The organism is Sphingobacterium humi (genome assembly GCF_009768885.1).
Taxonomy (GTDB): Bacteria; Bacteroidota; Bacteroidia; order Sphingobacteriales; family Sphingobacteriaceae; genus Sphingobacterium; species Sphingobacterium humi.
Map to the genome: position 1 here is coordinate 416,940 of NZ_WSQA01000001.1, position 12,970 is coordinate 429,909.

Here is a 12,970-nt window from a genome sequence, read left to right on the forward strand (position 1 = left end):
ACTAGGAATTATCTTTTGCTAGGAATTCTTTAACGAAGGAATCGTCATTTAATTCCGGGTAGTTCGCATATACGCGGCTGATTTCTTCAAATTGGCCTTCCGAAAGGACCTCATCCGGATTTAAGCACCAGATTCCTTTTAACAGGCCTTGGCGTCTTAACACTTCGTGAATTCCTGGAATACAACCATGGAAATCGTGGGATGGATCAAAGAATGCGGCATTACTATCGGTCACCCGAATGCCCTTGCTCAATAAGGCATTCAAATGATGGTAATCTTTGCTGGCTTTCGCTTGCTTTACATGGGCTAGTAATTCCACCGCCTTTTTGGTCCAAACTGCCCAATGTCCTAATAAACCGCCACGGAAATCTACAGTTACCGTTTTTCCGGCTACTTCAAAATCATAACTGGTCAATAAATCGGCGACAATATTATCATCATTTCCGGTATACATCGCTACTTCATGCGCACGGGAAGAGTTTGCTAATGCACGCATCACATCTAGGGTTTGATAGCGGTTAAAGGAGGCACATTTTATAGCTTCTACGCCTTCAATTTCCACAAATTCCTGCCAGAAAGCATAGGAGAAAATACGCCCCCCTACGGAAGGCTGCAGGTAGAATCCGAACACAGGAATGATTTTGGCAACAGCGCGCACGCGATCAAGGATCGCGGCCTCTGTCCAGCCTTGTAAACCACCCATGCTCAACAATCCGATTTCGTAGCCCAGCTCTACGGCAATTTGTGCTTCTTCAACCGCTTGTTCTGTGGGGCCACAAATGCCGGCAATTTTAATAAAAGGACGATCTAATTGTGCCTTATCGATTTCATCAGCAGCTAATTCCAAAACCTTACGAAACAGGTTGATGTTAGGGTCGCGGATTTCGAACTGCGTAGAATGTACCGCAACGGCGACTCCCCCCGCCCCCGAGGCCATGTAATAACGGGTCAATCGGCGTTGGCTTTCCTCATCCAACGTACGATCTTCATTTAACGCTAATGGATGGGCTGGGAACACCAGGCCTTCTAGCAATAAGTCTTTTAATTCTTTATTTAGGCGTTTCATTAAAACTGTCCTCCTCTCTCTTGAAAATGGGTTGGTTTACCGAACTCTTCGCCACCTTCTTGTAACCATTGAGCCGTCAGTTCGATGATTTCACGGATGGTTACTTTCGGGTATCCGAAAATACGGTGGCATTCAGATGCGTTATTCAATAAGGCTGTACCTTCGGCTTCGTATGCATAGGTTGCCGGTTTGCCTAATAGCTTAGCGAACTCCTCTGCCACCCATTTGGTGGATAAGGTCTCTGGTCCTGTCACATTTAATATTTTTGCTGGCGATTCGCAATGCAATAAGGAGCGGATCGCAATCTCATTTGCATCGCCCTGCCAGATAACATTGACGTTTTCGGTTCTCAAATCGATCGGATTTCCTTGCAATACGGATTTTCCGATTTCCATAATCACCCCATAGCGGAAATCAACAGCATAATTTAAGCGATAGATTAAAACCGGAGTTTGGTTCTTTTTCGAGAAATATTGGAAAATACGCTCGCGACCTAAGCAGGATTGCGCATATTCACCAATAGGCTCCGGTGTTCCGGATTCATCAACCCCACCTTGGTTCAACTTCACGAAGGGCAGAATATTTCCCGATGAGAAGGCAACGATTTTGGAATTCTTGAATTTCTCTGAAACTCGCCCAGGTAAATACGTATTCATAGCCCAGGTAAAATCTTCATTGCCTACGGTTCCGAATTTATGACCTGCCAAGTAAATCACATTGGGTACCTCGGGTAAATTGAACAATTCTGCATCGTTCAATAAATCACAAGCAATAGCAATGACGCCACTTTCCTCCACCTGCGCTTTCGCTTTCGGGTCGGAAAAGCGAGAAACACCATACACCTTATTATCTTTTCCTACGGCACGCAAAGCATCGACAAGCAGTTTTCCCATACTCACCCCCATCTTACCTGCTATGCCCAATAACATAATATCCCCTTCAATCTGCTTTACATCTTCCAACAATTCTCTTGATGGAACCGCATACTTTTCTTCCAATTTTTTTAAATCCATGATTATAAGCTATGATAATAGTAATACTTTAAAATTTATAACGGCAAGGCCAATAACAAGGAGGATCCCTAGCAGGCCTACAATTTTTTGAAACATATTATTCTTATGTTCTCCCATGATATCGCTGCTGTTGGCAATCCAATAGATGGCAATACCGGTAAATGGCACCAAGAAGATGGTGACACTTTGTGCCAAGACAATTAATTCCAAGGGAAGATGGCTAAACATTAAGGAGATAATAGCTCCGAAAATCATCACCACAGCAATCAACATCTTGACATATTTATTATTCAGGTTTCCTTTTAGGCCCAAGGCATCGCCAAGCATAGAGCCTCCGAGGGCTGCATTACCAATGAGGGAGGAAAACGAAGCTCCGAATAAGCCTACCAGGAATAAATGACTGGCCGATGATCCAAACAATGGCTCTAAGGCCATGGCCATTTCGGAGGCGGAATTCACTTTAATACCTGCAGGATTCAACACCGATGCCGCACAGATTAAAACCACAGCACTCATAACACCTAAGATGAGAATACCCACGGTGCTACTCAATTGCGCATGCTTTTCGATGGATTGATCCCCTGGATTGGCTCTTCGCTTTTCCTGAACAAGGTAGGACTGATAAAAAGCCCCAACCAAGGAAAAACAAGAAGCGATAAATGCGACAATTAGCCCGGTAGAGCCTTCTGGAATATGTGGAACAAAGCCTTGTGCAATATGGTTGAAGGAAGGTTGAATCACGATCATGGTGATGACGAAGCTAATCAGCATCAGAATCACCAAGGCCAGCATAACCTTTTCCAGAATTTGATAGAAGGAACGAAAGAATAGCAATAAGATACCCAGCACATTAAAGAGCAATATCCATATTTTCGTGTCGATGCCTGTAGCTTCACCTAAGGCAATACCTACGCCCGTGGAGTTTCCGGCCTGAAAGGATATCGCCACCAAGAAGATGCCGGCACCAATAAAAATACTGCCGAATTTGCCGATTTTCTTGCGGATAAGGGTCAGTAGTGAATCGTTGTTATATTGGCCAATTCGCGCACTCATATTGGTAAAAATGAGCATAAAGAAGATGGCCAGTATAATGACCCATATCAGTTCGAAACCAAAGTCGGCGCCCATTTTTGAAGTGATGGTCATTTTACTTGGGCCGAATACCAAAGCTGCAGTAACAATGCCGGGACCTAAGATGGAGAGGCCTTTTAGCAACCAGTTATTTTTCATAATTTTTACGTTATTTTCTTAGTTTAGCCACCTCTTCGGCAGTTGTTGTTTGTTTATTCCCAAATTCTTTACTCACATAGTTTATGATGGCTGCCATTTCCTCGTCTTTCAGGAAGGCATAGCTCGCCATGTTCTGCTCGTATAATACACCGTTGATTTCTTTTTTAGCTGTTGTGCCATGTAAAAGCAACTCGGTAAAGGACGGAATATCTTTTACACGGTTGGAATTCAGCAATGGCGGAAAGGTATTTTTCAAACCTTTACCATTTGGTTTATGGCAGGAAGCACAAAAGTTCATATAAAGCAAGGCCGGGTTTATCTTATCGGATTTTGCTGTAGCCACAACATCTTCCTGGAGATAGCTTGTCGGTTTCTCTTTTGTTACCCGCAAGCGTAAAATACGGTCGTCGTTTTCTTTCGGAAATCCGGGTTGAGGGTTCCAATCTTGGTTTGAGGTAGACAGGTAAATATCGCCATTAGGCATGGTCAGCACGGCCCGCATGCGGCCATAGTGTTTACTGAAGTATACCTGTTCGTTTTTGATTTGATGTTGATCTTCACCCAGGTGCAATACCCGAAAGGTCTGACTCTTTAAAGTTACCAAAAGCAAGGAGTTTTTCCATTCCGGAATAGCGGGATTATTATAATAAGCCATACCTGCAGGCGCGATAACCGGCGTCCATGGTTTAATCGGTTCGGTCATGGTTGTTTTGGCATGAATGGCCTTTTCCTCATCAGTGTCAATCATCCCTTCAATCAAAGGCCAGCCGTAGTTTTTCAAGGGTCTTACCCAGTTTACTTCGTCCTCAATAGCGTCGCCATGCTCGGCAGTGAAAAGGTTACCGGAGTCGTCGAATGCCATACCTTGGATGTTACGAAAACCCCATGCATAAACTAAACTGTTGGGAATAGGGTTATCTGCAGGAATAGAACCATCCAGGTTCATGCGCAATACTTTACCATTTAAGGTGGTAGAATCTTGGGCCATTTTATTGTCGGCCACATCTCCTGTTGCCCACCAAAGGATGTTATTTTTATCAATTTCCAATCGGCAACCGTTGTGTCCGGTAGCTCCTGCAATTTGCATGATTTCCTTGGCATTGATCAGTTCATTGCCATTGTACTGGTAGCGCATCAGGCTAGTTACGATGGTTGAATCTTGCTTTTTGGTATAGCTCAAAAAAACATAGGGATCATCAGAACTTTCCTTCTGAATGCTGATATCCATTAATCCTGGGGTTGTACGAGTATACACATCGGGCAGGGTCAAGAGGTTTCTAATTTCTCCGGACTCCAAGTTCAATTCTTTCACATGCCCTCCTATCTCTGTAAATAGGAGTTTATTCTTGTAATAGTCCATTCCCCAAGGCACTTTTAAGCCTTGGGCAACGGTAGAGATTTCAACATAGCTATCCTGGAGCTTCAGGTATTCGGCAGGTACACCCTCTACTGAAAAGCTAGGGTTTGCATGCTCGCGACATGCATTAAAGAAGAATAGGCTCGTAAATAAACAGCTCGCAAGTATCGTACGCTTCATTTTCATTAAATTGTTCCATTTTTCAATTGGTCGGCTGCAAAATCTACAGCCCGCGCGGTGAGCGCCATAAAAGTTAAGGATGGGTTCTGATTCCCCACACTCGTCATGCAAGCCCCATCTGTAACAAACACATTTTTACAATGGTGCAGTTGGTTGTATTTGTTTAATAAGGAATCTTTTGGATCATTTCCCATTCGTACGCCACCAACATCATGCACTTCAAGTCCGGGTTGACGCCCGAAAGCGATATGCTGATCTAATTCCTTGATGTTGGTACATCCGGCTTTTTCCAAGATCTGTGTCCCTTCGACAAAGAAATCTTCCATCATCGCAACATCATTATCAGTATAACCGATAGACGTAATTAATTGCGGCAGGCCATATTTATCCTTTTTATCGGTACTTAAGCGCACATGATTTTCATAAATTGGAAGCACCTCACCTTGCATCATCATGGAGACTTTCCAAGCTCCCGGCTCGGTCAAAGCATCTTTGAACGCCCCACCCAAGGTATCCATTGGCAAGTTGCGGCCCCATCCTTCCCGATAAGCAGAGAAGGCGATTAAATAAGAGCCTTTAAAAGTTTCTGCCGGAGTATGGATGTTGCGGAACGCCGGCACAAAAACCTGCGTAGGCCGACGCCCATAATAGTAGGAATCTTCGAAACCAGCAATATCTGCCGTTAATCTGCCCCGGTAATTATGGAACGCGATATAGCGCCCTAACAGTCCATTATCATTCCCCAGTCCATTCGGGAATCGATTGGACTTGGAATTCAATAATATAAGGTTCGAGTTTAATGTGGCCGCATTCACGAAGATGACCTTGGCCTTGTATTGTTTCTTTTCTCTGGTTTTAGCATCGATAACTTGTACCCCTTCCGCTTTTCCAGACTGCTCGTTGTAAAGGATGGATTCAGCAATGCTGTCGGTGACAATGGTTAGATTTCCAGTTTTCTCAGCATAGGGAATCGTTGAGGAATTGGAACTGAAATAGCCTCCAAAAGGACAACCACGCTCGCATAAAGAGCGCGCCATACATTGCGTGCGTCCTTGCTTGCGCTGCTCTTCTTTCAAGGCGGCTAAGTTCGCACAACGACCGATGATGGCTTTGCGATCGCTGAAGTTTTTATCCATGGAAGCGGCGATTGCCTTTTCCACCTGATTCATTTCAAAAGCACCAACTACTTCACTGTCGGGCATATTCTCGATCCCATCGCGGTTGCCGGACACACCGATAAACTTTTCAACATGGGAATACCAAGGCGCCAAATCGGCATAACGAATTGGCCAATCTGTGGCGTAATTATATTTTTGAGGCCCTGCAAATTCAAACTCACTCCAACGTTGGGTTTGTCGCGCCCATAATAGCGATTTGCCACCTACCTGAAAACCTCGAATCCAATCGAAAGGCTTTTCTTGAATATATTCCTGCTCCTTATCCTGCACATAGAAATGCTTGGTGGCTTCGCCATAAGCATAGTGCTTACTAATTAGCGGGTTTTCTGTTAAATCATGTTTTGTTTTTTGACCGCGATGCTCCATTTCCCAGGGATCAAGATTCGCCGTTGGGTAATCTTGGATATGTTTAACCATGCGGCCGCGTTCGATCAATAGGGTCTTAAATCCTTTTTCGGTAAATTCTTTAACGGCCCATCCACCACTTATTCCCGAGCCTATTACAATGACATCAAAATCGCTACTTAAGTTCATCTTGTTTAATTAGTATCGCTGTTTCCAACAATTAGGTTTATTAAATTCTGTTTTTCTGCCTTAAATCTAGTTAATTTTCTAACCCTACATCAAGAAATACTGAAAAAACAGTCGCATTTGCCTATTGGACAGCTTATTTGGCGAATGCTCAACACGGTTGGTCATCGCCACCCGGTTGTTATAACCTAAGAATTTATTTAAGTGTATACTGTGATTCAAAGGCACCCACCGGTCGATTAAATCGGAGGAACCGCCTGATACCAGAAACGGTCGTGGAGCCATTAAAGCATGGAGTTCATGCAGGTCCTGCCCTGCTTTCATCAATTGCGGATATAAACCCTGGGCTTCCGGGATCATTCCGGTTTTGCGCCAGGCATTGGTCCAAGGCGGTGGATAATAGCCGAGGTACCAGGGTTCCCAGTAATTGACACCGGAGCCTTTGGTTTCATCGAACACAATCCCGGGATCTGACCATACCGCGCAGGCAAATTTATCGAACAGGCAAGAGGCAAACATCGCCCATTTGCCGCCGTAAGAATGCCCCATAATACCGATGCGCTTAGCATCGACTGCCTTATGCTTTGCCAATGCATACCATGCATTGGCAGCAGCATAAGCCAAAGTTGATAAAGGTTGAATCCTCGCCTTTTCTATACTCGGATAGTATAGCGAATACGTTTTATTATTGGTAGTTTCTGTAGTTCCTAAGGAAAGGCATACAAAACCTTCTTTCACTAATTGCAATGCAAAATCGCGGTCTTCCTTGCCTTTGCCCACGGCTGTTTCCGGTTCATAAAAAACCGTGATGACCGCAGGTTTCTTTCCTTTTCCTTCCGGAATTAACAGATACCCTCTAGTTTCCTGATCTGGGAGCCAACGAAAGCTAACCTCTTGTTCGGTATAGCCATCTTTAGCGGTACTTGATAGCACCTTAAGGTGCTGATTTTGGATGTAATCGGGCCACTGCCCCATTTGGTTCATCCATTTATCGCGGATTGCTTTCCGCTGTTTTTGCCATTCTTTTTTATGCTGAATAGCCTTGCCTTGGCCATCGACCAGGACAGAAGCGAAAGGTCCAAATTCATTTGCATAGGCAGCGGGAGGCTCAAAAAATGGGGCTATTTCTTTCCAAATAGCTTCTTTATTGATTGACCTTTGCGCCTGCGCCGTACTGTTACCAAACAGTACCATCAAGGTACATGCGGCAATGTATAGGGCTAGAATTTGGTTTTTCATGTTCATTGTTCTTTTTAAAATCAAAGGATGGTGGCAGGATGCCTCCTACCACCCCCTTCGACATTCAAACCTATATATTAAACGAAAGTCTTTACCATCCTGGGTTTTGTTTGATTTTTGGGTTCAAAACAATCTGACTCTCCGGAATGGAATTCAAATAATCTCTATTTAATTTAAAGCCGTAACCAGCTGGAATCGCTACACGATATGGATCCATAAACCCATTCTCATCTACTGGATACAATACTTTGGTAATTTGGCTCGCTAAGAATCCTTTTGGACGCTTGCCAACAATTAACTCATCTGCTGCCGCCCAACGGCCGATGTCATCCCATCTAAATCCTTCCGCGTTCAACTCCACACGACGCTCCCTTCTGATTTCATTGATTAATGGGCTAAGCGTTGGGAAATCCCATTTCGGATCGTTTGCAATGCTACCAATAAGGAGGTTCGGCATCCCTACGCGATCGCGAAGTGGCTTAATGGTCTTATCAATATCTGCTTGCGTGGCAGTTCCTAATTCGGCTTTGGCTTCGATATAGTTTAATAATACCTCAGCATAACGGAATAAAATCGACGGCTCCTCACCATATTGCTGAATATGGTAAATCACTTGTGGATCATATCCTTTTTGCAAAACATAACCTGTTGGCGCGTTTAAGTCTGCTTTTGTATTCAGGTTATTATAGATCTCCGACCAGTTTTGCGTAGTACCATTGGCTGCAATCTTCCATACCTGCCCTGGCGTAGCTATCGTTTGTGCTAAACGTGGGTCTCTGTTTTGGAATTCCTTAGTAATAGTTGAATAGCCTTGGAACAATGGGTTTCCGGTAATCGGGCGACCATCAATACACAGGTAGTCATCGACAGCTTCCTTGGCAATAGAGCGTCCTAATGGTTGCGACATCCGGAAGTTACGATCGTTCGTGAAATCGCCATCTCCTTTAGAAAGGTTATTATCGTAACGTCTCCAAAATAAAACCTCGGTATTGCTGGAATATTCGCGACGGTTAAACAGTGTGAAGTAATCGGACTCAGGTTTCCCCGTTGTATACACTTTGTATAATCCTGAATTCATCACGGCTTCCGCAGCTTTCACGGCTACTTCGAAATACTTGTTCGGATTTGCATTCTGCACACCGAATGGCGTGCCATTATGATACTTCTGCCAGGTTCCCTCATATAAAGCGACACGGCTCTGCATCAATAATGCAATCCATTTGTTGATACGACTGTAGCCATTGGTACGATCGGCATTCAGGTACATAACTGCTGTATCTAAACAGCCTAGAATCCTGTCGGCAACAATATTACGCGGGGTTCTTTCATTGTATAATTCCGGTGAGGATGTTCCTAGGGGTTTATCCAACCAAGGCACATCACCAATAGTGCGTAAGAAGTTAAAATAGGTAACAGCCTTGAAGTAATAAGCTTCACCGATGTATTGTTTGTAGGTATCAAAGGCAATACTTGGATCCATATTTTTTGTTTCGGTAAGGAAGTAGTTTAAACTACGGACATTCCCAAAACCAATAGTTCCGGTGGTGGTTACGGTTCTTGTTCCTTGTAATCGAAGATCCGGAGTTGGTCCTACTTCATTATCGCTATTGAAGTCGCCGCCATGGTTTGGATATTTCGGGAAGAAACTTGCATTATAGTATTGGTTCATATAGATTTCCAAATCGGCCGGTTTTTTCAGGAATAAGTCTGAAGGCACCTGAACCAAAGGCTTACGATCTAGAAAATCATCTGAACAGGATAGCAAGGTCATCGAACCTGCTAATAATATGCTAGATATTTTAAGAAAATTCTTCATAATCATTATTATTTTAAGGTTAGATTAATACCAAGTGAAAGGGTTCTGCTCATCGGGTAGATCACGCCGGAGGTTAAATAACCACCCTCGGCAGAAATGGATGACACCGATGTTTCAGGATCATATACTTCTGGTAGACTGGTGAAAGTCAATAAGTTTTCACCTGAGAAATAGATCCTTGCTTTGCTAAATACTTTGCCGGTAATTGATTCCGGGAAAGTATAACCCACTTGCACATTTTTCAAACGGATGTAACCTGCATTTAACATGTAACGCGATTGTACCTGTCTGTTTTTCACAGTTTCTGCTGTAAAATAAGGCTTCGGTAAAAAGGCGTCGGTATTTGGCCCTAAAATATTTTGTTCATCAGCAGGTCTCCAATAATCCAATGCCGGAGATCCTTTGTATAAACCTGAAGATGCCCAATCGTTGGTCATACCCCAGAATAAAGGCGTTGTGGTTTCTGGATAGATGTCGCGTTTTGCAACCCCTTGCCAGAACATATTGAAGTCTATCCCTTTCCAGTTCATACCTGCTGAGATTCCGTAATTATAGCGTGCAGAGCGATTTCCAATAACTTTTAAATCACCGTGATTATCTAAGGTTCTGGTACCATCATTGATGATATTATCCCCATTCAGGTCTTTGTATTTCATATCACCAGGTCCCCATTTCGCATGGTATTTCGATTGGTCAGCCATCGGTTCTCCTGCGGTCTGAATGATACCGTCAGTTTCAAAACCCCAGATTTCGCCATGGTTTTTACCTTTATACCAGGTATCGATATTCCCGGTCAGGTTTAAGTATTCTAAGATCTTCGTACGGCTATCGCCCAAGGTACCGCGAATGTTATAGCCTATGCCATTATCCAATCTGTCATCCCAACTTAACACCAATTCAAAACCTTTGGTGGCTAACTTGGCATTGTTAGTTTGCGGCGTAGCTGTTCCTAACGGGAATGGAAGCTCTTGCGCAGGGCCTAACATATTATCGGTAACCCGGTTATACCAATCAAAATTCACACCTAAACGATTTTTCAGGAAGTTCAAATCAACCCCTAAGTTTAAGGTGGTGATGGTTTCCCAAGAAATATCATCGGAAATTAGATTTGGCGCATTGGCATATTGTGGTCTGGAGGCATTGATAATCCAGTTCAACTCGTTATAGATGGGCACTTTAGAATAGTACAAATAGTTTGCAATATTCTGGTTTCCTAAGGAACCGTACGATGCTCTCAATTTCATGTAGTTAATGCTATTGCTTAACGACTCGAAGAATGGCTCTTTAGATACTACGTAACCTAGAGAGGCCGATGGGAAGAACTTGTAACGTAGGTTTTTCGGGAAGTTTGAAGAACCATTGGAACGTCCAGCAACTTCCACCAAGTATTTCTCTTGGAAGTTGTAGTTCACGCGTCCGAAGAATCCGCGTGTTGCCCAATCGTACATATTATCGCCAGCAGTAATACCGCCAATCGAAGTAATGATAGAAGGGTTTTCCGGAACTACTGGTGAGTTACCGGTAGCCGATAAATTCGTATACAGGTTTTCTTCCTGCTCAAATCCGGCCATTACTTTAAAATAATGGTCATCCATTTGCTTTTCATAGGAAGTAACCGCATTGATCATTTTATAAACCTGCTCTGCATACAAGGAAGTATAAGAAGCTGTTGGCTTACCAATATTACCGAATGCTCCGGTTCCTAACTCCACCATAACTGGTTTCGGATTGCTGGAAGCTTTTGTGTTTTTAATGTTATAGTTATAGTTAACCGCAGTTTTCCAGCCTTTGATAGGCTCAATTTCACCACCTAGGTTAGCCATGAAATCAGCCGTTTTGCTCTTATCACGACCTGAATCCTGTAATAAACGTACTAATGGCGATTGTACAGTTCCGTTGATGTTGTGGTAAGGCATCATCGGAGCAAACATCAACATCTCGCGGAAGGTGTGCTCCCGACCAACTGTCGTTTCTCCCATCGGGAAGTCAACTTGTGCAGAGGCCCATTTGATACTCGAATTAACTCTGAACCAATCGGTTACTTGTGTTGAAATATTTGACATCAAGTTATAGCGCTTGTAGGAGTCATTTCCAAAAGCATAAGTACCGCCTTGATTGGCTAGGCCTGCAGATAAGAAATACTGCGTTTTTTCACTACCGCCAGAAACATTAACGTTATGCTTTTGACTCAAGGCATTGTTACCCATCAAGATATGTGGCCAGTCGTTATTGGCATTACCATTACGACGTCCGGCCCAGATATTATCAATCGGTTTATTCGGATCGTATTCGTATTCGAATGTACCATCTAAATAGCCTTTGATACGCTCCATTTGCTCATCACTATACACCGGCGTTAATCCAGCATTGGCATTCGCTTGGTTATAAGCTGTTGCCCAAGTATAAGAATCGACAAAGTGAGGTAAATGTATCGGTTTTGCTAAGGAAAAGTTGTTACTGTAATCCATAGACACACCTTCGCCGCGTTTTCCTTTTTTGGTGGTAATCAAAATCACCCCAAATGGAGCTTTCGAACCATAAACCGCAGAGGCCGAAGCATCTTTCAAAATTGAGATATTATCTACTGTCTCTGGATCTACTCTCGAAATATCCATCTCTACTCCATCGACAAGAACTAATGGGCTGCTGTTGGCACTTAAACTACCCACACCGCGGATATTTAAACTACTTCCAGATCCCGGCTCACCACCGCGCATTCCCATATTCACATTCACGTTTGGCGATGTACCTTTTATCAGGTCAGCAACGCTGGTTGCTGGACGGTCTTTCAGCCGATCGCCTGAAATAACATCTACAGAGGCAGTTAACTGCCCTTTTTTCTGCGTACCATAGCCCACTACAACCACTTCGTCCAATCCGGTCGCATCATCTTGCATCGTAATATTAACGGTTGAGCGACCGTTAATTGCAATCCGTTGCATGGTAAATCCGATAAATGAAAATCGTAAGGAATCAGTTAAAGAAGCGACATTCAGCTTGTACGCACCGTTCGCATCTGTTTGCGTGTCTGTTTTACCTGCTATAGCAGATACACTGACACCCATCAGCGGAATACCCTGAGCATTCCTTACGGTACCACTTACCGAAGGACCTCCCTGAGCATAAGCTGTTACCTCAAATAAGATGAGGCAAATCAATACCATAAAGGGTCTAATTGATATCATAATACATTAAATTTGGTTATCATATGCCTTTAAAATCCAGGTATATCACGCTTATTATTGCTCAAATACAGATGAACTGTTTTTCTTTTCGCGTTGAAAAATTGCTGCTTGCTTTAGGTTTTTACAAGTAATATTAAATTACCGTTAACGTTTACAGTCCACTCCCCAAAACTAG

At 43.4% G+C, this 12,970-nt stretch carries 8 protein-coding genes; all 8 read right to left on the reverse strand.

The features are described 5' to 3' along the window. Position 1 precedes the first annotated feature (1 nt). Positions 2 to 1,066 (reverse strand): dihydrodipicolinate synthase family protein, encoded by a 1,065-nt coding sequence (locus GQF63_RS01555; protein ID WP_160367329.1) that lies wholly within the window; start codon positions 1,064 to 1,066, stop codon positions 2 to 4. Next, complete coding sequence (locus tag GQF63_RS01560) at positions 1,066 to 2,079, reverse strand: NAD-dependent epimerase/dehydratase family protein (protein ID WP_212592427.1); 1,014 nt, start codon at positions 2,077 to 2,079, stop codon at positions 1,066 to 1,068. Before GQF63_RS01560 ends, GQF63_RS01555 begins: the two co-directional genes overlap by 1 nt. A 9-nt stretch (positions 2,080 to 2,088) precedes the next feature. Then, positions 2,089 to 3,309, reverse strand: a complete 1,221-nt coding sequence (locus GQF63_RS01565; RefSeq protein WP_160367330.1) for an Nramp family divalent metal transporter — start codon at positions 3,307 to 3,309, stop codon at positions 2,089 to 2,091. A gap of 10 nt (positions 3,310 to 3,319) precedes the next feature. Continuing rightward, positions 3,320 to 4,846, reverse strand: a complete 1,527-nt coding sequence (locus tag GQF63_RS01570) for a PQQ-dependent sugar dehydrogenase (RefSeq protein ID WP_160367331.1) — start codon at positions 4,844 to 4,846, stop codon at positions 3,320 to 3,322. 5 nt (positions 4,847 to 4,851) lie between these two features. After that, positions 4,852 to 6,558 carry a GMC oxidoreductase gene (locus GQF63_RS01575; protein ID WP_160367332.1) on the reverse strand — a complete coding sequence of 569 codons (1,707 nt, stop codon included), beginning with the start codon at positions 6,556 to 6,558 and terminating at the stop codon, positions 4,852 to 4,854. A gap of 84 nt (positions 6,559 to 6,642) precedes the next feature. After that, positions 6,643 to 7,794 (reverse strand): prolyl oligopeptidase family serine peptidase, encoded by a 1,152-nt coding sequence (locus GQF63_RS01580; RefSeq protein WP_160367333.1) that lies wholly within the window; start codon positions 7,792 to 7,794, stop codon positions 6,643 to 6,645. A gap of 91 nt (positions 7,795 to 7,885) precedes the next feature. Next, on the reverse strand, positions 7,886 to 9,610 hold the full coding sequence (locus GQF63_RS01585; RefSeq protein WP_160367334.1) for a RagB/SusD family nutrient uptake outer membrane protein: 1,725 nt from the start codon (positions 9,608 to 9,610) through the stop codon (positions 7,886 to 7,888). An 8-nt stretch (positions 9,611 to 9,618) separates the two neighbouring features. Then, entirely contained in the window at positions 9,619 to 12,795 is a 3,177-nt protein-coding gene (locus GQF63_RS01590; protein ID WP_160367335.1) for a SusC/RagA family TonB-linked outer membrane protein, read from the reverse strand. Between the last annotated feature and the right edge of the window lie 175 nt (positions 12,796 to 12,970).

Coding starts and splice junctions, on each gene's coding strand:
- GQF63_RS01555 (WP_160367329.1), bottom strand. CDS start 1,066: ATGAAACGCCTAAATAAAGAATTAAAAGACTTATTGCTAGAAGGCCTG.
- GQF63_RS01560 (WP_212592427.1), bottom strand. CDS start 2,079: ATGGATTTAAAAAAATTGGAAGAAAAGTATGCGGTTCCATCAAGAGAA.
- GQF63_RS01565 (WP_160367330.1), bottom strand. CDS start 3,309: ATGAAAAATAACTGGTTGCTAAAAGGCCTCTCCATCTTAGGTCCCGGC.
- GQF63_RS01570 (WP_160367331.1), bottom strand. CDS start 4,846: ATGAAGCGTACGATACTTGCGAGCTGTTTATTTACGAGCCTATTCTTC.
- GQF63_RS01575 (WP_160367332.1), bottom strand. CDS start 6,558: ATGAACTTAAGTAGCGATTTTGATGTCATTGTAATAGGCTCGGGAATA.
- GQF63_RS01580 (WP_160367333.1), bottom strand. CDS start 7,794: ATGAAAAACCAAATTCTAGCCCTATACATTGCCGCATGTACCTTGATG.
- GQF63_RS01585 (WP_160367334.1), bottom strand. CDS start 9,610: ATGAAGAATTTTCTTAAAATATCTAGCATATTATTAGCAGGTTCGATG.
- GQF63_RS01590 (WP_160367335.1), bottom strand. CDS start 12,795: ATGATATCAATTAGACCCTTTATGGTATTGATTTGCCTCATCTTATTT.